The organism is Nocardia sp. MH4 (assembly GCF_019266065.1).
Taxonomy (GTDB): Bacteria; Actinomycetota; Actinomycetes; order Mycobacteriales; family Mycobacteriaceae; genus Nocardia; species Nocardia canadensis.
The window spans coordinates 81,896-105,675 of record NZ_LPNR01000107.1; the positions used below are offsets into that span (position 1 = coordinate 81,896).

Consider the following 23,780-nt stretch of genomic DNA (forward strand, 5'->3'; position numbering starts at 1 on the left):
GTTCTTCACCGACACCCTTCGGAAGGAAGCCAAGATGAGCCCCACCATCGGCGCCGTAGTCATCCCCGTCACCGACCTGGAATCGGCCAAGAAGGTCTACACCGCCCTCTACGGCACTCCCCACACCGACGAGCCCTACTACGTGGGCTACAACGTCGACGGCTTCGAAATCAGCCTCAACCCCCAGGGCGACGCAGGCGCGGGCCCCATCGCCTTCACCGACGTCGAGAACGTCGACGCCACCCGCACCGCCCTGCTCGCCACGGGCGCCACCGAACACTCCGCACCCCGGGAAGTAGCCCCCGGCCTGCGCGTCTGCGTGCTCACCGATCCCGACGGCAACCCCTTCGGCCTCCGCGGGAAGTAGACATCCCGGCCGGGCGTCCCCCTCCGGGGCCGGGCCGCGATGGCGTCGATCAGGTCGGAGGTATCAGCGATGACAATGCAGTGGCGCTTGTCTCGAACTACGACTGCTGCGAGCCGACCTTCAGCCATGTTCCGGAGGTCCGGTGCCCGTGGATCGCCGTTCCGGCGACGCGCGCGGCCGGCCCGCCCCTCTCGCCGTCCGGCGTGCTGACGGCGTAGTCGGCGGTTCTGATCACGACCGTCCGGTCGAACACGTGGTCCACCCCGGCGTATTCGTAGACCACGTGGTCGTCCGCCTCCGAACGCAGCCGGAAGACCAGGTAGATCGCCATCGTCAGCGCCGACCGGACCGTCGGTCGGCGCAGATCGCGATCTGCCGGGCGAGCCGGTGGGTCAGTTCGGCGGGTGGGCCGGGGATGACGGTGAACTCGTCGGGGCCCTGGTGCTGCAGCAGGTATCGGCCGTCGTCGGGGTAGTCCAGCCAGAGGAAAGCCTTGCCGTCGCCGGTGGGTCGAGCGTCGACCTGGTAGCCCGGGTAGACGGTGATCTCGCCGGTCCCGATCCGGGCCCGGCGGAAGAAGCGCTGCGTCTGCTCGACGGTGGACAGGCGGGTCGGATGCCTGGCGTAGGTGGCCGCGTCGAGATCGCTGCGGCGCCCCTCGAAGCGGGGCGTGGTCCCGCCCGGCACGCGCGGCAGCGCCGCGACGATCTCGGCGGCCAGGTCGGCCAGCGGCACGATGCTCAGCGTGAGATCGCCACCTTCGTCCCGGGTCGGCCCGTGCGCCTGCACCGCCAAGGCCGCGTGATCCTCGATGATCCCCGCGTAGGCCCGCACGACCTCGGTCTGACCGGGCCCGCACAGGCCCTCGATCTCGACCCGCACCTCCGGCTCGAGCAGCGCGCCGAACACCTTGTGCAGCCGCTGGTCGTAGACCTGCTGCAGCCGCAGCCCGGCCGCCCGACGCCGCTCGGCATGGATCTCGATCGTCTCCGCGAACTCGGGGCGAAAGGTCAGCGGATACGGCAGCCGGTCCCGCCCGTGCCCCTCGACGCCGATGGCGAACGCGTGCGCGTCGAGCCGCCAGCGGCCCAGCGGCACCTGCTCGCCCCGCGTCGGTTCCCTGTCCTCCAAGGCTTGCTCCCAGCTCACGCGCCGATCACTCCACCCGGCGGCAGAGTCGGCGGCAACTGGCCGATGAGCTCGCTCTCCCGATCCTGAATGAGGTAATCGGGGCTGGTGTGCTCGTTCTCGTCGTCCTTGCCGTTGCCACCACGCCCGCCGCCCATCATGCCGGGCATGCCGCTCATACCCCGCGCACCGGCGGTACCCGCCGTCGCCGCGCGAGCGCCGGAGGCCGCGCCACCTGGCGTGCCTGACACACTGCGCCCCGCACCGGGCACGCCCGCGCCGGTGGACACACCGGATCCGGGCGATCCTCCGCCGGGCGAGCCGCCGGTCTTGGTGTCACCGGGGGTCGTCGGCTGCCCGGTTCCCGGCGTCGTCGTGGCGGGCGTGGTCGCCGACGGATCGGTGCTGCTGGGCGAGGTCGAGTCGTCGTCACTGCTGTCGTCGGTGCCGTCGTCGTTCTGATCGTCACCGGTATCGGTCGTCTGCGGCGAGGTCGTCCCGGGATTCTCCTGCGTCCCAGCGGGATCGGTTCCCGGCGTGGTGCCGTTGTTGTTGGTGGTCCCGTTGGTGGTCCCGTCGTTGCCGTTGCGGGTCCTGGGATCGCCGTCGCCGGGATTCTCGGTGTTGTTCTGCGGCAGCGGAAGAACCGGCGTCTTGCTGTCGACGATGACCGAACCCGGCTGATACGTGCCGATCATGAAGAGCCGGGCGTCCTCCTCCGCCTCGGTGGCGCGATGCTTCGCCGCCTTGACCACGCCATTGCCCGGGATGTGACTGATGAACTCGTCGAAGCCGGAAATATCGTCCGGCTTCGGAATCGCGATCTTCGACTGCCCCAGCAGACCCTGCATGTGGTCGATCCCGTTGGCGACCATCTGGAACGCGGTCGGCAACTTCGTCGCGTCGGTGGTGTAGCTCTTCACCGCCTCGATCGCCGCGTTCCCCGATTGCCCCGACCACTTCTCCGACAGCACCCGCTCGAAACTGTTGCGGTAGTTGGTCACCGCGGTCTCGGTCCCGGTCGTGAGCCGCCGCCAACCGTCCGCGCCGGCATTGACCGCCGTCGCGTCGACACCCGAACTACCGTCCTCGCCGTTGAGCGCCTGCCAGATCTGCTGGTGTGACCAGGTGCTGAACGGTTCGGGCGAGGTGATCGCCGCCTTGTCCATCGTCAGACCGGAATTGGCACTCAGCCGCGACCATTCGTCACTGATGATGGCCCGGTCGCCCTCCCACGCTTCCCGGCCCTGCTGATCGAGCCGGCTGAACTCATCGGCCCGGTCGTAGTTGTCCATCACCTTGAAAGCGCCGAGCGTGCCCACATGGCCGAGGAACTCACCGAACGCGCCGACGCCATTGGTGAGGCCACTCCAGAACCCCATCAGAGACCAGCCCCCGTCGCGCCCAGCGCGCCTGCGGTCTGCTGGTCGACGGCCTGCAGTTTGCCGATGGCGGCGAGGAAGGTGTCGCGTTGATCGCGGGCGATGGCGATGTGCTCGTCCAGGCGTTTGACCGCCGAGTTTTCGGCCGAGGCTTTGCCTTCGAGCTTTTCTCGGATGGCAGTGGCGGAGGGGAGATCGCCCCATCCGTTCAGTCGAGCGAGACCGGTCGCGTTGCTCCTCTGGTCCTCCAAATCGAGGATGTACTGATTTATGACGTCGGCGATCGCCTGTCCGAGGCCGTCCTCGATCTTGAACTCACCATTGATCGCTTGCGCCTTCATATCGCGCCAGTAGCCCGCATGGTCCTGAGTCATGGCCGTTCCCCTTACTTCGGCAGGTGCGGTTCGAGCAGCGCACCGTACTTCTCCGACATCTCGCAGGCATCGCCGATGCGCGGACCCTCTTTGCTCAACCACGACGTCCGAATCTCGAACATTCCCTGTTCAGCTTCGAAGGACACGTAGCAGGAGTCCGGGTCACTCGTCTCCTGCGAAACCAGGCCGGGTCGGCCATTGACGGTGGTATCGCGCAACACGACAGCACCGTCCTTCTTTCGCGCATCGCTGAGTGTGTGGCTCGTCGAGAACACTCCAACCATCCTGCGACCTGACCCGAATCGGTCGTCGAGGGGCTTCCAGCTGCACACCCGCCAGGACGATTCGCCACTCGGTGGATCAGTGAGAACATTCTTGGTGGCCGGGTCCAACCCAGCACTCCGCAACGCCTCATCCGACAGCGCCCCCCGACACGGGTTGAACACCTCGGTCGCCCCCGCCTTCGTAGGCGCGCCGGCCCCCTGCTCGGTATCCCCACACCCAGCAAGCACCGCCACACCGGCCAGCCCACAGACCATGGCCCGTATCACCACAACGCCTCGCACAGCTCTCCTACCTGGTCAGATGCGACAGTTCCCCGCCACTACATCCTTAGACGCACCCAACCCCCGACCGGTTCCATCCCCGCCTGCGGCCGTCCGCCATCCCCGACGACCTTACGGATACCCACCCGACCCGAACACAACCTCCTCGGTCTCCGAGGCACGCCGGATCACCGGGGAGATCCCCACGGTGGACCTTCGTCCTCGCGCTTCGCCGACCACAGTTACCTGCGGTATGTGCTCAGATGTCGAATGTTGTTGCCACCGGCCATGGCTCGCCGTCGGAGAGCGAGTGCCGGGCCTTCGTCACCGCTTGGATCAGGACAGGGGGCGCCGGGATCATCCCGTAGTCGATCTTCCTGGTCACTTTGTCGATGCTGACCCGCTGGTCGATCGGTGGCTGAGGCGGGTCGGATCGGGAGATGCATCGAGCTCGGACCGTCAGTACTCGCCCGGTATCCCGGAGTAGTTCGATCCGTACCTGCCAGGGCTCCGGGTGGATCAGTCCCACTCGGAAGTAGGCCTTGTCCCAGTTCGCGCGGTCGAGCAGGTGGACGGGGTGATCCGGTGGGTTCTGGCCGATGAGATGAATATGCGCGTTCTTCTTCTCGATCCCGTACACCTTGTAACCACCACCTGGGTCCGGTGGCATCGTTGTGTCGCCCTGCTGTGCCGGCCGCTCATTCGCCGGATGAGGCTTCTCCTGGCAAACCCATATCGTCGGAGTTTCCCAGACGAGGAAATCTCCGGGAGTGTTCAGCGCCCTTCGCAGGTAACCGATGACCTGTTCCTCGGTAGCGAGGCGCCTGCTCTCGGGCACACTGCCTCCTTCGGCGTCGGGCTGACACGGACCGTTCACGACGTCCGGTCCGGCGGCGAGTGGTATTCGACCTGGAGGTCATCGACCCGAACACCCTGTCGGGCAAGGCTGTCGACAACTTGCTCGGTGAAGCGTCGAGCCGGTCGGTAGTGGCTGCTCTGATCGCTGATCAGTCGAACGTGGCCCTGCCTGACATCGATCTCACCGGCGCCGGCCGCCGGTTCGCCCGCGAGGAAACTCGAGTGATGAAATTCGCCGAGGATGTGGTGCGGTGAAGAGTAGAGCGCGCCACTTCCATCCATCACGAAAATCGCGCGCCCGCCGTTGGGGGACCACAGCGTGCGGGCATCGCTCGTGTCCAGCAGTCGTCCGTGAGCGTCGTAGAGCAAACCGTCGCGGATGGTAATCCGATAAGATTCCCGTTCGCTGGGCGTCAAGTACGCGACTTGTTTGTTGCCCCACACGGGATTTCCGAGGAGGCTCTCGCCGCGAAAGCTGTCTTGAATCGGAGTGGTCGCGTAGTCTTCGGTGAATTGCTCCAGTTCGTCGGCGGTCAAACGGGTAACCCGACTGGGATCGATGCGCGTGACGGAGAGCAATTCATCGATGACAGCATTCGGTTCGGGGTCGTGTGTCGCATCGACGAGAACGATGTCGTCGCTGTCGTCCCAGAACGGGGTGAACATGCCGATAATTCTCCCCGACGCCATCCTCAGTGGCAGGAAGATTCCGTATTCTGTGCCCCAATAGAATCCGCGAGATAGCCGGGCTTGGATGTCGTCGACGCTGGACGATATGCGTGCGATCGGCGCGGCATTTTTGAAGGACGACACGCTGTCTTCGGGCAATAGGACATAAGGTAACGTCGGCCACGGGCGCATCTCGTCCATGCGTGCAACTACTCGACTCAAGAATTCTCGCAGCTCTCCTTCCCCCTGGCGCATCTGCACCAGTGCTGGAAGGGGCGCCCCCGTCGCGAGGCCGTTGGAGAGCGACTGGTACTCCTCCTCTGGTGTCAATGTGGCGAGTGGCTCTGTCAAGAGCGCGTACGCGATCCTGTCGACGACATGCTCGTCGAGTTCTTTTTCGAACTGCACCGAGTACAGGACTGCGTTCACGACAGGCCGCCAGTAGCTCACAATATTCCCTTTCATTGTGGTGGTGCTTCGAACTCGACTTGCCCGGGTGAAATCGGGATCCCCATACTTCTGAGCTGATTGATGGCTTGCATCGTATGTCCGCGCGCCGGTCGGTAGTGCCCGCTCGAGTCGGTCAGTAGCTGGAGCACTCCGTCGATGACGGCGAGTTCGCCTGCTGCGGCGACGTTTCCACCAGCCAAGAAACTGGAGTGGTGGAAGCGCCCACGGGCATGGTAGTTCGAGGCATACAGATTGCCGTGCTCGTCCATCACGAACACGGCGCGCCCGGGGCCACCCCAAGCGCTGACGCCGGAACTCGTATCGAATGGGATACCGTCGGCAGTGTACAGTTTTCCATCCTTCACATAGAGCCTCAGACGTTGACGCTCGATATCGTTCAGGTATGCGACTCGGAGCGGATATTCCCAAACGGAGTTCCGCTCTTCGTGCTCACCCCGATATGTTGGACCCATTTCCTGAGTCTCATAGGGTGGGCCGGCACTGTACGCCTGGTCTGTGAATTCCTGTGGAGGCGATGGCTGTTGACGGACACCCGGGTCAGCTGTTCTCGGCGGAACCGAAGGCGGCTGTCGTGGTGCGGTTGTTGCTTGCGGAGGCTCGAGATCTCGCCGCGGCCGCATCCCGAATAGTCTGCGGATTGCCCGTCGAAGAGTGCTGCCCGACCGTTGACGTGGCCGCGGCTCTGTCGACGAGCCGCTGTCGTTTGGCAACGCCTGCGGTGGCGCGGGTGGCGGCAGGGATTCCGGTGCGCGGAAACCTCGCGGATCGAACGGGCGGTTGCCGTCCGGCTGTGAACCGGGGGAGCCGAATCCGGAAGGAAACGTCGGCAGGTGGTTCGGATTCTGGGCGCCCCATGACGGAGGGTTGTGCGGTGATTGCGCGGCAGGTCGAGGTGCGGTGGTGTCGGTGGGCCTCGGGGTGTTTCTCGCCGGTCCCGGCGTCGGGAGTGTAGGCCGCGCTGGCGGGTTGGATTCCGGTGCGCGGAAATCGCGGGGCGGAGGCGGGACCTGTCGGCGGTTGTCGGGTACCGCGTGCGCAGTCTGGTGCCGGGTGTTCGGCGGCGGAGTCGGCGTGGTCGGTCGGGGCGGCTCGGAAGTGGGGTTGCTGGTAGGCGGGTTGTCGAGCCACGGTGGTGGTGGCGGGGTGAATCTGGCGCGATCTACGGCAGCGCTGAGCTGGTCGAGATCAGCAGGGGATACGTGGTCGCCGTTCGGGTCCAAGCCGAGTTGGTCGCGCAGCCGGGCGGTCAGTCCCGGCAGGTCGACGTTCGGATGAGTCGTGCCGGGCATTCCAGAGCTGTCGATCGGCATGTGCATGTCGGCGTCGGCAGGGTTGGTCACCGGGACGAGATCGACCATCATCCAATCCCCGTTGGGGAGCTGGAAACCGCCGTTGAAGTGCAGGTCGACGGCGAACTGGGCGCGTTGCAGCAGGGCGGCGACCGCGGCGGGGTCGAGATTCGCCGCGCCGGTGAGGTGGATGCCGATCCGCATGACAGAGACGGGCGAGCCGAGAGCGGTCGTGTAGCGGCCCCAGGTGAAGCGTCGGCGACCGCTTGGATCGGTGACCGGCTGCACGCCGCCGTCCGGCTGACGGGCACGGAGGTTGTCGCGGGCGGCACGTGATCGATTCGCGTTCTGTACCTGCTGGGGGGTGGGCACGGCGGAAGCAAGCGGGGGCTGGGTCGCGTTGCTCTCGGCCGAATGCGGCGTGGCTCCGGGGATGATCGGCGACCCGGTGGACGGTACGGGTTGGGGTGGCGCTGTCGGCGCGCCTGTGGAAGTAGCTGTGGTGTAGGGAGTTTCGTCCGACGGTGGAGCTACTGCTCGAAGCTGCCCTCCGTCGGCCAGGCTCCCGTCGCTCGGGAGCGGGCTTCCGCCCATGACGCCGCCGAGGCCGCCAGACTGTCGGTCGGGCGAAAGTTGTACGGGTTCTTGGTGATGGTCAGGGTCTGAGTTGTCGTCGGGGCGTCCGTCTGTTCGAGCGCGGTCACCTGCATCTCGTACTGGACCGTGCTCTGATCCTCCGAGATCCGCCGGAGGCTGATCCGGTGAAGCGGGGGGTACACCTGGCCGCCCTGTATCGGGCGACCCGTCTCGATCGCCTGGTCGAACTCCTCGCCGATCATCTTCGGTGGCAGGCTCCGATGTGCTGTGATCACTCCGGTCTGCTTGTTCAGCACGTAGTTCCCCAGGCCCAATCCCAGCCCCTGCTCGACTTCCCTGTCCGTCAATATCGCTCGTCCGACCCAGCCGTGTCTGGTCTCCATTATCAGGAACTCCCGATTCGGGCCGAACAACCGAGCCAGCGACTGTCGGGCCTGATCCTCCGTGAGAATTGGTTCCGCCATGCGGGTTTCCTCCGTTGGGATTGATGGGAGTGAATTCGAGGGTCACCGACGCATCGACCATCCAGGACGGGGGGACGTCGGAGGTCAACCCCGATTGTGGGTCCCACCATACGGGGCCGGCGGCGCCGGGTGGATAGACGATCACAGTCGCGTGGGATCCGTCGATTTCCGGGGATCCGTCGGCGTTGTATTTGAAGTTGCCGTACTTGTCCTGCGCATGCCAGCTGTTGACAACCAACGCGGATGAACCGGGCCCGAGAGCCGCGATGTGATCATGCAGTGCCTGGTATTGCTGGCTGATCGACACACCGCCGAAGTGGAGGAGACCTCCACCGAGCCATTGCGCAGCCCGCCCGAGACCCGATGCTTCACCACTTTCGGTGTCGGGAGTGCCATCCGGCTTCTTGTCGGAGCTACGGGGGGCTGCTACTTGTGGCAGGCCGTAGAAGGATGACAGGGCGGACAGTGAACAGTCCAGGCAATTGTTGCGGCGCCCTGGTTGTGTCGGGCCACCGTCGTTGATGGCTCCACCGTACGGATTGGTGCGCGGGTCGGCGCCGATCGTGAATTCGTTACCGTTGCGGAGGTAGTCCTCGACGTCGGTCTGGAATTTCGCTTGTTCGACCGGCGCCAGCTCGTTCGGCGCGAACGTGCGGAGGTCGGACGGGTTCGAGAACGGCGCAGGCGTATTCGCTCTGGCGATGTCGTTGCTGATAGCGCGGAGATCGTCGTCGGTGAGTGGCTGTTCGGGTTTGCCAGGCGGCAGACCCATGTGGTCGCGCAGGTCGTTGGCGAGGTCGAACCGGTGCTGCTGGGTGTTCAGGCGAAGGTCGGTGGCGTTGGGATTCGTCGAGAATTCGACGTCGACGAGGAATCTGTCGCCGCCGGGGAGCTTCTGATTGTGGTTGAAAGTGGCGTCGATCGCAGCGTGTGCGTACTCCATTTCCTGGTGCAGCTCGGCCGGGGTCATCAGATGCGCGTTGGGGACGTAGGCCCGGATGGTAGCCACCGTGACCCATCGACCGCCCACTTGGAATCGTCGGATCCGATAGGCGGGCGGTCGTGATTGGGACGGGTCCCGATTGGTGTCGACCGTGGTGGTCCGGCCGTCCTGCGATGGCAGGTTTCGCAACGAATCGCGCAGTGCACGAGCATCCGGGCTGTGGCCGGGTTCGATCTGCTGATCCGATGGGGTCGGCGATGGGGTGGGTGTCGGCGGCACATTCTGCGTGGCTGTGGGCTGTGCAGTCACGACGGACGACGCTGGGGGCGTAGAGGTATTCGTGTCCGGGCTTGCTGTCCTCGGCGTATCGGAAGCGGTCGGTGGGTTGGTGCTCGCCGGAGGCACGGGCCGGGCAGCGGCCGGTGTGGACTGCTGGGTTCCGGTGGTCGGTGTCGCCGGGGGTGGCGTGGTCGACCTGGGGGACGATGCCGGCGTAGTCGAGATGGGGCCCTGGGCGAATGTGGGTGTGGTCGACGTCGACGGCGGCGTTGTGGTGGGTGTCGTTGTGGGCGTGGGGGTTCCGGTTTGGGGGGCCGGGGCGGTCGTGGTGGCGGCGGTCGATGTGTCGGTGGAGGTCGGCTGGGTTTGTGGGTTTGCCGTTGTTGTCGTGTCCGGTTGGGTCGGGTTGTTCGGCGTCAGTGTGATCGGGACCTGTTGTGCGGGTGGGTTGTTCGCTGGGTCCGGATCGGTGGGGAGGTCTGGGGTGGAGTCGGTGGGTGTTATCGAGGGGGCGGTGTCGCCAGGGGAGGGGAGGGTTGGTACTTCCGGGTTGTCCTGGCCATCGGTGGTGGTGTCGACGGAGGTCGGTGGCTGGACGGGGCCGTTGGCGTTCGGATCGGACGGCGTGGTGTCGGCGGTGGTGGGTGCCTCGGCTTCGGCGGGGACGGTGTTCGGGTTCGATGGTGGGGCGTCGTCGGTGTTCGCAGGCGCGTTGTCCGGGATCGACGACGGAACGGTCTCTGCGGGGTTCGGGGCTGTGCCGGGGCCGTTTTCGTCTCGGGTGGATGGCGCCGAATCGTCTGTCGTGGCGGGGACGGAGTGGTTCGGATCGGACGGTGCGGAGTCGTCAGGGATGGGGGCGCCGTCGCTCGGATCCGACGGGGACAGCTCGGTCGCCGGAGTGTCGGGGGCGTTGTTCGGCGGGGCGGGTGCGCCCTCGGTGAGTGAATCGGGGTCGCCAGTCGTCGCGCCCTCGGTATCGCCGGTGGGTGAATTCGCGCCGCCGTCATCGGTTCCGGCAGGTGTGGTGGCATCGGGCTCGGTGTCGGTGCCCGCGGGGGTCGTGGTGCCGGGGTTGGTATCGGCTCCTGCGGGTGTGGTGGTGCCGGGGTCGTTCGGTGCGGAGTCGTCGCCTGCGGGCGTGGTGGCGTCGGGGGCCTCGGTGTCGAGTTCGGGGACTGTCGGGGCCGCGGCGGGGCCGCCGTGGCCGCCGGATTCGATGGTGCTCTGGACGCCGCCCGCGCCGGCGCTGGTGAAGGTTTCTAGGCCGATGTCGAGTTTGAATTCCTGGCCGAGGAGTGCGGCGCCGACGCCGGCGGCGGCGACCTGGGCCGAGACGTCGGCGCCGAGTTCGGTGACGGTACCGCCGACCACCTTGCCCGCCAGCTTGCCGGTGGCGGAGGAGGTGAGGTCGCCTAGAGCGCCGGTGCCGCCGCCGAGGAGGCCGCCGACCGCGCCGCCGACGGCACCGCCGAAGGTGGCCAGGCCCAGATCGGTCAGGCCGAACTTCGACAGCGAGCGGTCGCCGTTGGAGAGCTGGATGAGGCGGGCGGACAGGTCGGTGCCGCCCTCCTCCAGGGCTTCGAAGGCGGCGCCACGCAAGGCGAGCCGGGCGGCGGCTTTGGCGGCGCCGCGGGTCAGCATGCGCGCGATCAACTGTCTGATCGCGACCCGGACCGCGATCTGACCGGCGACCCTGGCCGCGGCGCCCGCCACCGCGCCGACCCCGGTCCACGCGGTGAATCCGGCCACCACCAGTTCGGCCGCGGTGATGATCATGGTGCCGATGATCACCAGCTTGGTGTGCTCGATGTCGTTGGCGCCGTCGTCGAGCAGTTCGGCCTGCTTCTCGCACCATTTCCGGACTGCGGCGAATGTCGCCGCGTCACCGTTGAGCAGTTTGTCGCGGAAGGCGGCGACGGTGGTGTGGGTTTCGCCTTCGGCCAGCGCCGTCAGCGCCGCGTTCAGCGCGACCGCGGCGTTGTCGTCGACGGTGTCGAGCGTCCGCGCCATGCTCGTCCAGGCGTCGGCGACGCGGCGCATCGCGGTCTCGTCGCCCTCGGGCCAATCACCGGCGCCGAGAATCCATTTCGCCACCCATTGCAGTTCATCGGGGATTTCGATGCCCATTCAGGCGGTTCCGGTGGTTTGGCCGAGCGCGCCCGCGGTGCCGGCGTCCTGGGCTTCGAGCGTGGTGGCGATGGTGACCAGGTTCGCGCCGAGTTGGGTCATCACCGTGGCCAATCCGGTCACGGCCTGCTGCCCGGAATCGACGCCAGGGGTGTAGTTCTTGGCGAACGCCTGGCCGATCTCGTCGTTGCCCCAGCATTCGCCTTCGTCGGCGATCACGCGCGCCAGCGCGGCCGCCGCGGTGGTGATCGTGTCGGCGACCGAGGTGAACGACGGTTGGGTGGCGCGCAGGGCCTGCGGGTCGACTTCCAGTGTCACCGCAGGTAGCTCCGGTTGCGGAAGTAGTCGCCCTCGTCGTCGTCGGAGTCCTCGACGAGGCGGCGTGGGGGTTCGGGGTCTTCGGTGGCCGGTGGCGAAGTCAGTTGGGCGATCAGGTCTTTCACGCTGACGGCGCCGGGGACCAAGTCTGGGAGGTCGGGGAACTGTCCGGCCAGATCCGTGATGGGTGCCATCGCCTGTTCCTGGATCTGCCGCACCTCGATGGTCATGGCGGTGATGGCCTCGGTGATCGAGCGGCCCAGCGAATCCGGTGTCGAGCGCTTGAAGGCGTCGGGCTCGATGTGCACTTCGCTGACACCGGCGATGGTGCCGGTGACCCGGACCAGGTTATCGGCCGACCACGCGCTGACCGCTTCGGTCGCCCGCGCCTGGGCGTCGAGCAGTGCGGACTTGTCGGCCGTGAACGAGTCGAGCATCGCGTCGATCTGCGCGCGCAACGCGTCGTTCGCCGCACGGGCCGGCGCCGACCAGTCCTCGTTCATGAACCCCTCGATCCGATAGGAAGCACGTCGAAAGGTTGGACGCGCCGGACCCGCCGACGGTTCCCCGGAGGTGAGATGGATCTCGTGGGAGTTTCAGGCGGTGCGCGAGCCCACGATGATGCTGCCGACGTTGCATTCCTCGAGTTCGTCGAGGCCGGTGGCGGTGGCGAAGGCGGCGGTGTCGCTGAAGCCCTGGGCGACGACGCCGAGGTTCATGGCGGTGGCGGCCAGGTAGACGGTCTGCATGAGGACGCCGACGTGCTTGAGGATATTGGCGTAGGCGACCTGCTCGTAGCTCCACATGACGCGGCCCGCGCGGGCCGAGACCAGCAGCAGGACCTGGGGTTCGGCGCCGCCGGCGAGGGTGGCCGAGGTGGACTTCAGCAGCTTCTGGACGGCGGGGGAGTCGGCGGGGGCGACCGGGCGCAGGACGTGGTCGGCCGAGTCGTAGTGGTACATCCCGTTGTCCAGGCCTGCGACATTGCGGATCACCGGGTAGATCTCGAGCTCGTAGGCGCCGCCGCCGGAGGGGTAGGGGCGGGAGCCGTCGGCGCGGGTGCGGGCGCTGCGGAACAGCAGCTCGCCCAGCTGGTCGGCGGTGATGGGGGCCGCGTCGTCGAAGGCGCGGGTGGACACGCGATCCTCGAGCGTGGCGGTCAGGCTGGGGTCGGCGGCGCGCAGGCCGTCGAGGTCGGGGCGGGCCAGGGCGATCGGCTCGCCGGCGAACGGCGCGCGGCGGGCGGGCAATTCGGGGAAGCGGCCGTCGGCCCAGCGGGTCGGGCCGAAGTCGTCCCAGGTGACCGTGCGGGCGCCGAGGGTGCTGCGGCGGTGGAACCACAGGTCGGGGGCGCTCCAGGAGCGGGTGCTGAACTCGTGCTCCTCCTCGTCGCCGTCGACGAGGAAACCGCACCACTGGAGATCGGCCATGAACTGCGACTTCACCGCAGCGGGCACCGGCGAGTCGGCCGCCATCGGGCCGTCGAGCAGCGCGAGCAGCCGCGGATCGTGGACGCGCAGATCGCACCACGCCCGCGGGTGCTCGAGCACGAAACCCTGGGCGTCGCGGTGCAGGACGGCGAACTTCGACAGCGTCGCCGACCAGGTCGGCAGGGGCACCTCGGGGCGCGGCGCCGGTTCGGCGAACGGGCGGATGCTGTAGAGGTCGCGGCCGCCGTCGCGCACCGTGACGGCCAGCCAGCCGCCGTCGGTGAGCTTGCGCATGAGCCCGGTGATGTCGTCACCGGCGGCGGCGGTCGACATCTCGGCCGCCGTCGCCGGGCCCTGGTTCAGCGTCTTCAATGCCTGCAGCGCACCCGCGCCCAGCCCGGTGAGCTTCACGTTGCGCGGCGGATTCAGCAGCACCGCCCCGGCCGGGGTGGTGAGGCAGGTGACTCCGGCGCGCAGCGAGAATCGGGTCTGGGCGGGATATGTGGAGGCGAGCACAGCGCAGTCCTTGCTGGGTCGAACGTGGTGGGGGAGGTGCTACTTCGCCGCGGCGGCGAAGGCGGGGCCCAGCTTGTCGAGGATGTAGGGCACCGACAGCGCGGACGGCTGGTTGATGGCGCTGATCTCCTGCGTGGTCAGGAAGACCACCGAGCCCTTCTGCACCGACGGCAGCTCGTTGTAGCCGGGCAGCTGGCGGTACTTCTCGTCCAGGCCGGGGGAGTAGCCGGCCAGCAGCAGGTCGGCGGACAGTTCGTCGACGCGCTCCGGCGAGAGCGCCAGGCGGCCCTGGTTGGACGGCTGCGCGGTGAGGTTGGCCGGGATCCCCATGCCCAGCTGGGTGAAGACCTTGGCCGAGCCGTCGTTGGGGTCGGTCAGCACCATCAGCTGCGCGGGGCTGGCCAGCCAGGTGCTGGCGAAGGTCTTGCCCTTCAGGCCCGGGTTGGCGGTGCTGATCGCGGCGAGCTTGTCGTCGACCTTCTTGATCACCGCGGTCGCGTCGGATTCCTTGTGCAGCACCTTGCCCAGCGCGGTGACCTGGTCCTGCCACGGGCTGACGGCGTCCTTGGTCAGCGCGGGCAGCGTCGGCGCGATCTTGGACAGCTCGTCGTAGGTCTTCTGGTCGGCGATGAACGGATCGGCCAGGATCAGGTCCGGCTCCAGCGCGGCGACCTGCTCGGCGATGCTGCCGGTGGTGTTGAGGGCCTTGGCCGACTTCAGGCTCTCCGGCTCCCACGGCGGGGTGCTCTTGGAGACCGCGGAGACGTTGTCGATGTAGCCGACGGGGACGACGCCGAGCGCCAGCGAGGTGTCGAGCCACTGGTTGCCCAGGGCGACGATCTTCGTCGGCGTCCCGGTGACGGTGGTCTCGCCCTTGGCGTGCGTGATGGAGACCGGCTCGCCCGAGCCCGCGGCATCGTCGCTGGAACCGCAGGCGGCGACGCCGAAGGCGAGCGCACCGGCGAGTGCGGCCACGGCCGCGCGCCGCCAGCCGCGCGAAGTCCGAACAGACGTCATCGTTGCATCCTCCTTCATCGAGGAAGGTTCCTCGATCGGCTCGTCGAGCCGGTTCCAGCGTAGGTCAGCCTAGGCTAACCTACGTCGGTTTCGGAGGGGGAATCGTCCCTACAGTGTCACCCGCTGGTCCTGCGGCATGAACAGCTTGTCGCCGTCCTTCACCTCGAAGGTGGTGTAGAACTCGCCGATATTGCGGACGACCTGGTTGCAGCGGAACTCGTTGGGCGAGTGGGTGTCCTGCAGGGACTGCAGGGTCGCCTCCTCGGTCTGCTTGTCGCGCCACTGCCGCGCCCAGGAGAAGAACATGGTGCGGAAGTCGGGCTGCGCGCCGGTGCGCTGGGCGAGCTTCTGATATGCCGCCAGCGCGATCTGCAGGCCGCGCAGGTCGGCCAGGTTCTCGCCGACGGTCAGCGCGCCGTTGACGTGCTGTCCCTCGGGCGCGCCCTCGGGGACCAGCACGTCGTACTGCTCGATGAGCTGCTGGGTCTTGGCGTCGAAGGCGGCGCGATCCTCCGGCGTCCACCAGTCGCGGCGGTTGCCGTCACCGTCGTACTTGGAGCCCTGGTCGTCGAAGCCGTGTCCGATCTCGTGCCCGATCGTCGAGCCGACGGCGCCGTAGTTGACCGCGTCCTGGGCGTCCTTGTCGAAGAACGGCGGCTGCAGGTAGGCCGCGGGGAAGACGATCTGGTTGGTGGTCGGGCTGTAGTAGGCGTTCACCGTCTGCGGCGACATGCTCCACTCCGACTTGTCCACCTCGGTGCCGAGCCGGGCGAACGCGCGCTTGGACTCGAAAGCGTTGATGGCGATGAGAGATTCGATCAACTTGCCGCGGGTCACCTGCACCGAGGAGTAATCGACCCACTTGTCGGGGTAGCCGATCTGGGCGACGATCTTGTCCAGCTTGGCGATCGAGGCCTCGCGGGTGGGCTGCGACATCCACGTCGAGTTGGTGAAGTTGTCGCGGTAGGCGGCACGCAGGTCGTCGACCATCTCCATGGCGCGTTCCTTGGCCGCGGGCGGGAAGTGCTTGTCCACGTACAGCTTTCCCAACGGTTCGCCGAGATTATCGTCGACGACGCCCACCGCGGAGCGCCACATCTCCGGCTTCTCCTCCAGGCCGCTGAGCACCCGGCCGACGAAGTCGAAGCGCGCGTCGGCGATCGCCTTGGGCAGGAAGCGCGCGTAGGTGTTGGCGATGTGCAGCTTGAGGTAGTCGCGCCACTGGGCGAGGTCGACCTCGCTCCACAGCTGCGCCGCCGCGGTGATGAACGACGGCTGGCCGACGACCATCTTGTCGAACAGCGACTTGGGCCGGTCGGTCATGCCCGCCAGCCACGGATCCCAGTCGAACTGCGGGCCGAGCGCGGTCAGCTCCTGCCAGCTCATCAGGTTGTAGGTGGCGTCGGTGTTGCGCAGGCGCACGCTGTCCCAGTGATTCGCGGCGATCCGCTTCTCCAGGTCGACGGTCCGCTGCGCCACCCCGGCCGGGTCGGCCATGCCGAGGCCCTTGGCCAGCTGCTCGAGGTAGGTCTGATAGCCGGCCAGCTGCGTCGCGAACTCGGGCTTGCGGTAGTACTGCTCGCCCAGGGTGAGCCCGGCCTGGCTGACGCTGGGGATGTAGGCCTTGGAGTTCTTGCGGTCGATGCCGATGCCCATCCCGATCAGCCCGGAGATCGGCGCCTCGGCCATGACCTTGGCCAGCTCGGGCTTGCCCGCGGCCTTGTCGAGCGCGCCGAACAAGCCGTTGAGCGGCGTGATACCGAGGCGCTCGATCTCGTCGAGGTCGAGGCGGGCGTCGTAGAGGTCCTTGATCTGCTGGGCCTCCGACCCCGGCTTCGGGTCCTTGATGCCCTCGATGATCGCGCGCAGCTGCTCGAGCGTGCGGTCGTTGGCGTCGGTGATGGCGCCGACCGAGGACTTGTCCGGCGGCAGCTGGTAGTCGCGCAGCCAGGCGCCGTTGACGTGGCGGTACAGGTCGTCCTGCGGGCGGATCGCCGGATCGCCGCCGCCCATGTCCACGCCGGTGAGCTTCACTTCGGGGGAATCGGACGTGCAGGAGGCCAGCGCGGCCGCGACGGGCACCAGGCCCATGGCGATCAGGAATGCGCGCCGATCCACGACCGACGGACGACCGGACGATGTCACTAGGTTCCTTCCCCGATGCGGCAGCCGCACCCCTGCTCGTTGCGATCCAGCCCGCCCAGGCTACCGGCGGGCGGGCCGATCGGTGGAGGTAGCGGTGAGCCCGGCCCGTTCTGTGGGCCGGATCGGGGACGGCTAGTCCGAGGAGATGCCCGCGCTGCCGGTCGCCATGTCGCAGGCCAGTCCGCTGCCCGCGTTCAGGATCTTCGCGACGGTGGGCACGCGCTTGGTGACCAGTGGTGCTCCGGTGGCGTGCAGCAGCAGCGACAGCTGCACCTCGACCTCGGTCTCGACGTGGTAGTAGGCGGTAGCCTTGGCCACGGTGACGCCGCCGACGTTCACCTCCAGGTCGACGGTGTCGCTGGCGAAGAACTTGCCGTTGGCGACGAAGTCGACCTGCGCGCCGACGTAGTCGTCGAGGCCGACGACATCGATCTTGGAGGTGCAGCCGACGGTGAGGGTGTCGGTGAGCATGTCGATGATCGGCCCCGCGGTGGCGTGCGGGGCGGCCAGGGCGAGCACGGCGGCGAAGGCGCTCGCGGTGGTCGCGATCCGGCGGATGGTCGGCAGGGTGATGTGCATGTGCGACTCCTCATCAGCTCGTACCTCGACGAGCAGGGCGACCGTAGCAACGGCGTGACCGCGCCCACAGAGATTTGAAACATATCTGCTTCAGATTTGTGGGAACGACCCCCGATTTGGGTCGACCTGGGGATTCACCTACACTAGACCGGTTGCCTGCGGGAGCTCTGCGCCCGCAATCCGGCAGTGAACCCCCAGTGGTAGGTATTTCCGCTGGCAGGCGCGCGTCCGGAGGGTGACTGACCATGTGCGTCGGGTCGGCAATCCGGCGTACGTATACATCCAGGTCCAGGAGGTGCTGAAGTGATTCAGCAGGAGTCGCGACTGCGCGTCGCCGACAACACCGGGGCGAAGGAAATCCTTTGCATCCGCGTGCTCGGTGGCTCGTCGCGTCGCTATGCCGGTATCGGTGACATCATCGTCGCCACCGTGAAGGACGCCATCCCCGGCGCGAACGTCAAGAAGGGCGACGTCGTCAAGGCTGTCGTCGTGCGCACCGTCAAGGAGCGCCGCCGTCCGGACGGTTCCTACATCAAGTTCGACGAGAACGCGGCCGTGCTGATCAAGCCGGACAACGATCCTCGCGGCACCCGCATCTTCGGCCCGGTCGGCCGTGAGCTGCGTGACAAGCGCTTCATGAAGATCGTTTCGCTGGCCCCGGAGGTGCTCTGACCATGAAGGTGCACAAGGGTGACACCGTCCTCGTCATCTCGGGCAAGGACAAGGGCGCCAAGGGCAAGGTCATCCAGGCCTACCCGGCGACCGGCAAGGTTCTCGTCGAAGGCGTGAACCGGATCAAGAAGCACGTCGCGGATTCCGCGAACCAGCGTGGCGCCTCCTCGGGTGGCATCGTGACCCAGGAAGCCCCCATCCAGGTTTCCAACGTGATGGTCGTCGACTCCGACGGTAACCCGACTCGCGTCGGCTACCGCACCGACGAAGAGACCGGCAAGCGGGTTCGGATCTCCCGTAAGAACGGGAAGGACATCTGACATGACCACCTCTGAGCAGACTCAGCCCCGGCTGAAGGCGCGCTACCGCGCCGAGATCAAGGACGCGCTGAACAGCGAGTTCGAGTACGCCAACGTGATGCAGATCCCGGGCGTCGTCAAGGTCGTCGTGAACATGGGTGTCGGCGACGCCGCCCGTGACGCGAAGCTGATCAACGGTGCCATCAAGGACCTCGAGCTGATCACCGGTCAGAAGCCGGAGGTCCGCAAGGCCACCAAGTCGATCGCGCAGTTCAAGCTCCGTGAGGGCATGCCGATCGGTGCCAAGGTCACCCTCCGTGGCGACCGCATGTGGGAGTTCCTGGATCGTCTGGTCTCCATCGCGCTGCCGCGTATCCGCGACTTCCGCGGTCTGTCGCCGAAGCAGTTCGACGGCAACGGCAACTACACGTTCGGCCTCAGCGAGCAGTCGATGTTCCACGAGATCGACGTGGATTCCATCGACCGCCCGCGCGGTATGGACATCACCGTGGTGACCACTGCGACCAACAACGAAGAAGGCCGTGCGCTGCTCAAGCACCTCGGCTTCCCGTTCAAGGAGAACTGAGCACATGGCCAAGAAAGCACTGGTCAACAAGGCCAACGCCAAGCCGAAGTTCGCGGTCCGCGCCTACACCCGCTGCCAGCGTTGCGGCCGCCCCCACGCGGTGTACCGCAAGTTCGGCCTGTGCCGCGTGTGCCTGCGCGAGATGGCCCACCGTGGCGAGCTCCCGGGCGTGCACAAGAGCTCCTGGTGACCCCGCGCTCCTCGTGAGCGCAGCCACCTAGGCGAATAACGAACGAAGGCACGGACTTCCGAGTGGAGTCCGTGCCTTCGTGTGTTCGCGGCACGGGTCAGCCGAGGTGCTGCCATTCCGCCCACGCCTCGTCGAGCAGTGGCGTGACGGCGTCGTAGATCTCCCACGTGTCCGGGACGTGATAGGTGGTCTCGTAGCGCGCGACCTCGGGGACGCGGTCGTAGGCGCGCAGGTATTGCCGGTAGACGGCCGCCGCGAAGGCCTGGCCGCGGGCGTTGAGGTGGCCCTCGTTCAGCTCACCGCAGCAGTGGTCGAGCAGATAGCGGCCGGGGGTTTTCGCGCGCTCGCGCAGGGCCGCCAGCTCCGGCCGTGGCCGGGGCTCCGGTTCGCCCCAGACGAGCGCGGTCGGCGAATGCAGGTCGTGCGCGACGGCCCAGGCGTAGAACATGCCGATGTGGGTCGCTCCCGCCTCGCTGTCCAGGCCCAGCTCCGAGGTCGTGTCCGAGTGCCAGCCGCAGTCGTCGTAGGTCATGGTTTCCCCCTGTGGTCGATGGAGCCTCAGGATCGCAGTACGCACCGACAATTCGGCCGGTCGCCGCCCGCGCTTCCGGAAGATGGGTGAAATATTCGGATTTCACTCTTGTGGAATGCTCGCGTCGTGTTCCCTTGGCGCATGAAGAAGTTCGCCACTGTCGCCGCTCTGTCCTGTGCCCTGCTGTCGGCCCCCGCCGTCGCCACCGCCGCCCCCGTCACGCCCGCGCCGGTCGCCGACTCCGGTTCGGCGCAGGGCGGCACCGGTTCCTCGCAGGGTGGCTCGGGGTCCTCGGAGACCGCGCTGATCTGCTCGCCGATCGCGCAGGTGCTGTTTGCCACCGGCAGCGTAGAGAAGCCGCCGCTGTACGACCTGATGTGCATGATCGTCGGATAGCCCTCGAAGCTGTTGCCCCGGCAACTCGGGGCGTGCGCACAGCGGGGGCGGACGGCACGGTAGGCGCATGAAGAAGTTTGCCGTGTCCTCCGCTCTTGCCCTGTTCCTCCTCGCCCCGGTCGTCACCGCGACCGCCGCCCAGGCCGAGGCGCCGGTCGCGGACAGTGGGTCGTCGAGTCTGGATGTGCTCTGCAGTCCGGTCGGTGGGCTGCTCGTTCTCGCGGGGAGTGCGGAGAATCCGTACGGCCCGCTGCTCAGCATGGTGTGTGTGACCCGCTGACGGGCATGTCCCGGTAGGTCAGCGGAAGGGGGACCGGTCGATTCCGCAGCGGAGGTCGGCCGGGGGGAGTTGGCCGGTGAACAGGTAGTCGCGCTTGACGTGCTCGGCGCAGGTGCTGGGCACGTACATGCTGCTGTGGCCCGCGCCTTCGATCACGACCACGCGGGCGTGGGCCAGCTGCGCGGCGCCGGCGACGGCGCCGCGCAGGGGCGTCGCCGGGTCGTACCGGCTGTTGAGGACCAGGATCGGGGCGGCGGTGTCGCGATTCCAGGGACCGGTGTAGCGGTCGACGTCGCGGGCAGACCAGAAGGCGCAGGGCAGGGCGTTGAAGACGGCGGTGCGGCCGAAATACGGGACGCGCAGGTCTTCGAGGGCGCCGGCCCGGCTGTAGACGGCGGGGTCGGTCGGGACGGCGCTGTCGGCGCACTGGATCGAATAGAACGCCTCGACGCGATTGCCCGGCTGCTCTTTCGCGAAGACCGCGTCGTGCGTCACGGCCGGAACCAGCGCGGTGCCCGCGTCGAAGAGTTGCTGCAACAGCAGCGCCAGGTCGGGATAGGTTTCCGGGCGCGCGAGGCTGCCCGCGGCCGCGACGAGCTGCCCGTACGTCCACGGGGTGCCGTCGACGACGATGGGCGCCAAGCGCGCGCGTTCGGCGAGCGCGATCCATTTGAGTTTCGGCTCGCCCGCCGAGAACGCGCAGTCCGGGCCCGCGGCCGAGCAGGCGCGCAGGAACGCGTCGAAGGTCTCGGCGACGGCGTCGGCCACGCCCTGCCTGGTGTCCAGCGGCAGGGTCGCGCCGTCGGTGCCGTGTCCGTTCGCATTGCCCTCGAAGTCCAGCGACCCGTCCAGTGCCATCGCCCGCACCCGGCCCGGGAACATGTTGGCGTAGACCGCGCCGACCTGGGTGCCGTAGGAGATGCCGTGATAGCTCAGCGCGGCATCGCCGACCGCGCGGCGCAGCAACTCCAGGTCGCGGGCGGTGTTCGCGGTCGAGGCGTGCGCCAGGATCGGGCCCGCGGACTCCGCGCAGCGGCCCGCGATATCGGCGGAGCGGTCGAAGAACTCCGGCTCCTCGGCGGGATTCGACGGTGTGCCAGGGAAGGTCGCGAAGTAGGCCTGCTGCTCGTCGTACGAGGGAAAACAGCTGGTCGGGGCGCTGCGTGCGACCGAGCGCGGGTCCCACGACACCAGATCGAACCGGGCCCGCAGCTCCTCGGAGAACAACCACGGCCACCGCGCCCGCTCCCGCAGCCGATCGACACCGGACGGTCCGGGCCCGCCGAAGTTCACGAACAGGGTGCCGATGCGCCGGTCGGGATCGGTCGCGGGCAGCTTGATCACCGCCAGGTCGATCTGCTCGCCCTGCGGACTGCGGTAGTCCAGCGGCACCTGCGCCCAGGCGCAGGAGAAGCCGTCCTCGCAATCCGACCACCGCAGGTCGGGAGTGCCGGCGGCCTCGGCGAGCGGGTCGACGTACGGATCGGCGGCGCGGGCGGGCGCGGGGATGGTGAGGGCGCCGAGACCGAGCAGAACAGCGAGAACGCGAGTCCAGCTACGGCGAGTTCCACGGCGCCCAGAGCGCGAATACAACTGCCGAGCCTCCTGCACAGATCGGGCGAACCTCGCGAAGCTATCACATGCTTTCCTCAGGAAACTAGTTGGCGGCGAACGGAATTCGCCGAGCGCACCCCCGTCCGGTCTGGTCCGGACCGCCCGCGCGGGAATTTGTTTCGAATTGTTCGGTGAACGTGAGGTTAAATATCCCGAGGTCAATTCTGTGTTTTTCCCGATAATCGTGAAATCGCGGTGGCCGACCCTCTGATCCATCGCTAGGGTCGGGATGGTCGCGCGGAAATGTGGCGCGACCGGGTGTCAAAGACGATCCCTAATTCCAGGACAACCGGAGGAGTGGGATGGTGACGACAACCACAGAGAAAACCGGGCGTGACCTGGCCCACCGGGCGCCGCTACGCGGGATTCCCGCGGGCGCGATGCCGATGGTCGCCTTTCTTTCGATATTGGCCGGATTCATCGGCGCGGCCGCCTATACGCATTCCGCCGGATATTTCGTGACATTCATGACCGGAAATACCGAGCGGGCCGTTCTCGGCTGGTTCGACAATGATCAGCTGCTGGCCGTCGGTGCCATCACGCTGCTCTTCTCGTTCGGGCTCGGCGTGTTCGTCGCCTCGCTGCTGCGCAGGCGGTGGTGGCGCGACAGCCGCCACGGCGCCGCGGTGGTGACCACCGCGGCGCTGGTGGTGGCCGCGGTCGTCGACTTCGCCCTCGACCGCACCGGCGGTCAGGAGGTGGGGTTCATCCCCATCGCGTTCGTCGCCTTCGCGGTCGGCGCGCTCAACACCGCGTTCGTGAAGAACGGCGAGACCAGCGTCCCGCTGAGCTATGCCACCGGGACCGTCGTGAAGCTGAGCCAGGGGATCGAAAGCCATGTCAGCGGCGGTAGCGCTCGCGACTGGCTCGGCTACGGCGGGCAGTACGCGGCCTTCGCGGTCGGCGCCTTCCTCGGCGGAGTGATGAGCCTGGTCGTCGGTGGCGAGCTGATGCTCATCGTGGCCGCCGCCGTCTCGGCCGCCGCGGCGATGCTCACCGCCAAGGCGGCGCGCGCGGTCGCGGCCTGACGCACCCGGCCGCGCGAACCGACCCCGATTTGGTCCTGACCACGGCGTTGCCTACACTAGAGCGGTTGCCTGGGCACCTCTGTGTCCGCTGGCGCCTCGCTGATGTGTGTAAGCGGGCGGACGGTCCAGGCGCCGAGAGCTCGTTAAGAGAACTCATCCGGTCGGTAAGTGCCGTCCGGACCAGCCGAATTGTTGTAGGCCCACGGTCGGCGTGTGTGAGCGCGCCGATGCTGCATGGGAACCGCAGCGAGAAAGGTGTCGAGGTCTAACCATGACCATGACTGATCCGATCGCAGACTTCTTGACGCGTCTGCGCAACGCCAACTCGGCGTACCACGATCAGGTGAAGGCGCCCCACTCCAAGCTCAAGGCGAACATCGCCGAGATCTTGAAGCGTGAGGGCTACATCGCCGATTACCGCACCGAAGACGCGCCGGTGGGCAAGGCCCTCGTCGTCGATCTGAAGTACGGCCCCAGCCGTGAGCGCAGCCTGCAGGGCCTGCGTCGCGTCTCGAAGCCGGGTCTGCGTGTGTACGCGAAGTCCACCAACCTGCCCAAGGTCCTCGGCGGCCTCGGCGTGGCGATCATTTCCACGTCGACCGGTCTGCTCACCGACCGTCAGGCGGCCAAGCAGGGCGTGGGCGGCGAAGTCCTCGCCTACGTCTGGTAAGGGAGGTCAGGA

Annotated in this window: 25 protein-coding genes; 9 read left to right on the plus strand and 16 right to left on the minus strand. The window is 67.4% G+C overall.

Annotated features, from left to right (window positions below):
- Positions 1-34 precede the first annotated feature (34 nt).
- Complete coding sequence (locus ATM97_RS19230) at positions 35-367, plus strand: VOC family protein (protein ID WP_218719414.1); 333 nt, start codon at positions 35-37, stop codon at positions 365-367.
- A 97-nt stretch (positions 368-464) separates the two neighbouring features.
- Here ATM97_RS19230 and ATM97_RS19235 read toward each other — a convergent pair whose 3' ends face one another.
- From ATM97_RS19235 to ATM97_RS19300, 14 genes are all read right to left on the minus strand, one after another.
- The gene (locus ATM97_RS19235) at positions 465-698 is read right to left on the minus strand and encodes a hypothetical protein (protein WP_218719415.1); all 234 of its coding nucleotides are present in this window, start codon (positions 696-698) and stop codon (positions 465-467) included.
- A 2-nt stretch (positions 699-700) separates the two neighbouring features.
- Positions 701-1,516, minus strand: coding sequence for an ESX secretion-associated protein EspG (locus ATM97_RS19240; protein ID WP_308248551.1), 816 nt, complete (start codon positions 1,514-1,516; stop codon positions 701-703).
- A complete protein-coding gene (locus ATM97_RS19245; protein WP_218719416.1) occupies positions 1,513-2,877 on the minus strand; it encodes a hypothetical protein in 1,365 nt (454 codons plus the stop codon). Before ATM97_RS19245 ends, ATM97_RS19240 begins: the two co-directional genes overlap by 4 nt.
- Positions 2,877-3,251, minus strand: coding sequence for a hypothetical protein (locus ATM97_RS19250; RefSeq protein ID WP_218719417.1), 375 nt, complete (start codon positions 3,249-3,251; stop codon positions 2,877-2,879). The genes ATM97_RS19245 and ATM97_RS19250 overlap by 1 nt, the downstream gene beginning before the upstream one ends.
- Before the next feature lie 11 nt (positions 3,252-3,262).
- On the minus strand, positions 3,263-3,790 hold the full coding sequence (locus ATM97_RS19255) for a DUF3558 domain-containing protein (RefSeq protein WP_255588062.1): 528 nt from the start codon (positions 3,788-3,790) through the stop codon (positions 3,263-3,265).
- Positions 3,791-4,055: 265 nt separating this feature from the next.
- Positions 4,056-4,634 carry a hypothetical protein gene (locus tag ATM97_RS19260; protein ID WP_218719419.1) on the minus strand — a complete coding sequence of 193 codons (579 nt, stop codon included), beginning with the start codon at positions 4,632-4,634 and terminating at the stop codon, positions 4,056-4,058.
- A 35-nt stretch (positions 4,635-4,669) separates the two neighbouring features.
- Entirely contained in the window at positions 4,670-5,752 is a 1,083-nt protein-coding gene (locus ATM97_RS19265) for a hypothetical protein (protein ID WP_218719420.1), read from the minus strand.
- Positions 5,753-5,784: 32 nt separating this feature from the next.
- On the minus strand, positions 5,785-11,496 hold the full coding sequence (locus tag ATM97_RS19270; protein WP_218719421.1) for a toxin glutamine deamidase domain-containing protein: 5,712 nt from the start codon (positions 11,494-11,496) through the stop codon (positions 5,785-5,787).
- Positions 11,497-11,814 (minus strand): type VII secretion target, encoded by a 318-nt coding sequence (locus ATM97_RS19275; protein ID WP_218719422.1) that lies wholly within the window; start codon positions 11,812-11,814, stop codon positions 11,497-11,499. It lies immediately after the preceding gene.
- A complete protein-coding gene (locus ATM97_RS19280) occupies positions 11,811-12,317 on the minus strand; it encodes a YbaB/EbfC family nucleoid-associated protein (RefSeq protein WP_218719423.1) in 507 nt (168 codons plus the stop codon). Before ATM97_RS19280 ends, ATM97_RS19275 begins: the two co-directional genes overlap by 4 nt.
- 93 nt (positions 12,318-12,410) lie before the next feature.
- The gene (locus tag ATM97_RS19285; RefSeq protein ID WP_218719424.1) at positions 12,411-13,760 is read right to left on the minus strand and encodes a SagB family peptide dehydrogenase; all 1,350 of its coding nucleotides are present in this window, start codon (positions 13,758-13,760) and stop codon (positions 12,411-12,413) included.
- Positions 13,761-13,799: 39 nt separating this feature from the next.
- A complete protein-coding gene (locus ATM97_RS19290; RefSeq protein WP_218719425.1) occupies positions 13,800-14,777 on the minus strand; it encodes an ABC transporter substrate-binding protein in 978 nt (325 codons plus the stop codon).
- Between the two features lie 108 nt (positions 14,778-14,885).
- A complete protein-coding gene (locus ATM97_RS19295) occupies positions 14,886-16,868 on the minus strand; it encodes a M13 family metallopeptidase (RefSeq protein WP_218719450.1) in 1,983 nt (660 codons plus the stop codon).
- Between the two features lie 186 nt (positions 16,869-17,054).
- Positions 17,055-17,501, minus strand: coding sequence for a hypothetical protein (locus ATM97_RS19300; protein ID WP_218719426.1), 447 nt, complete (start codon positions 17,499-17,501; stop codon positions 17,055-17,057).
- 303 nt (positions 17,502-17,804) lie between these two features.
- Between ATM97_RS19300 and rplN the strand changes: the two genes are divergently transcribed.
- The 4 genes from rplN to ATM97_RS19320 are packed head-to-tail and all read left to right on the plus strand — an operon-like array spanning position 17,805 to position 19,248.
- Positions 17,805-18,173: a 50S ribosomal protein L14 gene (gene rplN, locus ATM97_RS19305; RefSeq protein ID WP_043647623.1), complete on the plus strand. Its 369-nt coding sequence runs from the start codon at positions 17,805-17,807 to the stop codon at positions 18,171-18,173.
- A gap of 2 nt (positions 18,174-18,175) precedes the next feature.
- The gene (gene rplX, locus ATM97_RS19310; RefSeq protein ID WP_019045061.1) at positions 18,176-18,493 is read left to right on the plus strand and encodes a 50S ribosomal protein L24; all 318 of its coding nucleotides are present in this window, start codon (positions 18,176-18,178) and stop codon (positions 18,491-18,493) included.
- A gap of 1 nt (position 18,494) precedes the next feature.
- The gene (gene rplE / locus ATM97_RS19315; protein WP_019045062.1) at positions 18,495-19,058 is read left to right on the plus strand and encodes a 50S ribosomal protein L5; all 564 of its coding nucleotides are present in this window, start codon (positions 18,495-18,497) and stop codon (positions 19,056-19,058) included.
- 4 nt (positions 19,059-19,062) lie between these two features.
- The gene (locus ATM97_RS19320) at positions 19,063-19,248 is read left to right on the plus strand and encodes a type Z 30S ribosomal protein S14 (protein WP_014981705.1); all 186 of its coding nucleotides are present in this window, start codon (positions 19,063-19,065) and stop codon (positions 19,246-19,248) included.
- 97 nt (positions 19,249-19,345) lie between these two features.
- Here the strand turns inward: ATM97_RS19320 and ATM97_RS19325 are convergent, their stop codons facing one another.
- Positions 19,346-19,780, minus strand: coding sequence for a hypothetical protein (locus ATM97_RS19325; protein ID WP_218719427.1), 435 nt, complete (start codon positions 19,778-19,780; stop codon positions 19,346-19,348).
- A gap of 141 nt (positions 19,781-19,921) precedes the next feature.
- On the opposite strand from ATM97_RS19325, the gene ATM97_RS19330 reads away from it, so the two are divergent.
- Both ATM97_RS19330 and ATM97_RS19335 read left to right on the plus strand, forming a co-directional pair.
- Complete coding sequence (locus tag ATM97_RS19330) at positions 19,922-20,176, plus strand: hypothetical protein (protein ID WP_218719428.1); 255 nt, start codon at positions 19,922-19,924, stop codon at positions 20,174-20,176.
- A gap of 67 nt (positions 20,177-20,243) precedes the next feature.
- Positions 20,244-20,456, plus strand: a complete 213-nt coding sequence (locus ATM97_RS19335) for a hypothetical protein (RefSeq protein ID WP_218719429.1) — start codon at positions 20,244-20,246, stop codon at positions 20,454-20,456.
- Positions 20,457-20,474: 18 nt separating this feature from the next.
- On the opposite strand, the gene ATM97_RS19340 is transcribed toward ATM97_RS19335, so the two are convergent.
- The gene (locus tag ATM97_RS19340; RefSeq protein ID WP_255588049.1) at positions 20,475-22,049 is read right to left on the minus strand and encodes an alpha/beta hydrolase; all 1,575 of its coding nucleotides are present in this window, start codon (positions 22,047-22,049) and stop codon (positions 20,475-20,477) included.
- 401 nt (positions 22,050-22,450) lie between these two features.
- Between ATM97_RS19340 and ATM97_RS19345 the strand changes: the two genes are divergently transcribed.
- Both ATM97_RS19345 and rpsH read left to right on the plus strand, forming a co-directional pair.
- Complete coding sequence (locus ATM97_RS19345; protein ID WP_374104883.1) at positions 22,451-23,098, plus strand: YoaK family protein; 648 nt, start codon at positions 22,451-22,453, stop codon at positions 23,096-23,098.
- Positions 23,099-23,369: 271 nt separating this feature from the next.
- The gene (rpsH, locus tag ATM97_RS19350; RefSeq protein ID WP_067491077.1) at positions 23,370-23,768 is read left to right on the plus strand and encodes a 30S ribosomal protein S8; all 399 of its coding nucleotides are present in this window, start codon (positions 23,370-23,372) and stop codon (positions 23,766-23,768) included.
- The last annotated feature ends 12 nt before the right edge of the window (positions 23,769-23,780 follow it).

What these genes read in the sequence shown, in the direction of transcription:
- ATM97_RS19245 (WP_218719416.1), bottom strand. Translation starts at nt 2,877, where the DNA reads ATGGGGTTCTGGAGTGGCCTCACCAATGGCGTCGGCGCGTTCGGTGAG.
- ATM97_RS19330 (WP_218719428.1), top strand. Translation starts at nt 19,922, where the DNA reads ATGAAGAAGTTCGCCACTGTCGCCGCTCTGTCCTGTGCCCTGCTGTCG.
- ATM97_RS19280 (WP_218719423.1), bottom strand. Translation starts at nt 12,317, where the DNA reads ATGAACGAGGACTGGTCGGCGCCGGCCCGTGCGGCGAACGACGCGTTG.
- ATM97_RS19325 (WP_218719427.1), bottom strand. Translation starts at nt 19,780, where the DNA reads ATGACCTACGACGACTGCGGCTGGCACTCGGACACGACCTCGGAGCTG.
- ATM97_RS19300 (WP_218719426.1), bottom strand. Translation starts at nt 17,501, where the DNA reads ATGCACATCACCCTGCCGACCATCCGCCGGATCGCGACCACCGCGAGC.
- ATM97_RS19230 (WP_218719414.1), top strand. Translation starts at nt 35, where the DNA reads ATGAGCCCCACCATCGGCGCCGTAGTCATCCCCGTCACCGACCTGGAA.
- rplX (WP_019045061.1), top strand. Translation starts at nt 18,176, where the DNA reads ATGAAGGTGCACAAGGGTGACACCGTCCTCGTCATCTCGGGCAAGGAC.
- ATM97_RS19295 (WP_218719450.1), bottom strand. Translation starts at nt 16,868, where the DNA reads ATGGGCCTGGTGCCCGTCGCGGCCGCGCTGGCCTCCTGCACGTCCGAT.
- ATM97_RS19290 (WP_218719425.1), bottom strand. Translation starts at nt 14,777, where the DNA reads ATGACGTCTGTTCGGACTTCGCGCGGCTGGCGGCGCGCGGCCGTGGCC.
- ATM97_RS19255 (WP_255588062.1), bottom strand. Translation starts at nt 3,790, where the DNA reads ATGGTCTGTGGGCTGGCCGGTGTGGCGGTGCTTGCTGGGTGTGGGGAT.
- ATM97_RS19345 (WP_374104883.1), top strand. Translation starts at nt 22,451, where the DNA reads ATGCCGATGGTCGCCTTTCTTTCGATATTGGCCGGATTCATCGGCGCG.
- ATM97_RS19270 (WP_218719421.1), bottom strand. Translation starts at nt 11,496, where the DNA reads ATGGGCATCGAAATCCCCGATGAACTGCAATGGGTGGCGAAATGGATT.
- ATM97_RS19250 (WP_218719417.1), bottom strand. Translation starts at nt 3,251, where the DNA reads ATGACTCAGGACCATGCGGGCTACTGGCGCGATATGAAGGCGCAAGCG.
- rplE (WP_019045062.1), top strand. Translation starts at nt 18,495, where the DNA reads ATGACCACCTCTGAGCAGACTCAGCCCCGGCTGAAGGCGCGCTACCGC.
- ATM97_RS19235 (WP_218719415.1), bottom strand. Translation starts at nt 698, where the DNA reads ATGGCGATCTACCTGGTCTTCCGGCTGCGTTCGGAGGCGGACGACCAC.
- ATM97_RS19320 (WP_014981705.1), top strand. Translation starts at nt 19,063, where the DNA reads ATGGCCAAGAAAGCACTGGTCAACAAGGCCAACGCCAAGCCGAAGTTC.
- rpsH (WP_067491077.1), top strand. Translation starts at nt 23,370, where the DNA reads ATGACCATGACTGATCCGATCGCAGACTTCTTGACGCGTCTGCGCAAC.
- ATM97_RS19335 (WP_218719429.1), top strand. Translation starts at nt 20,244, where the DNA reads ATGAAGAAGTTTGCCGTGTCCTCCGCTCTTGCCCTGTTCCTCCTCGCC.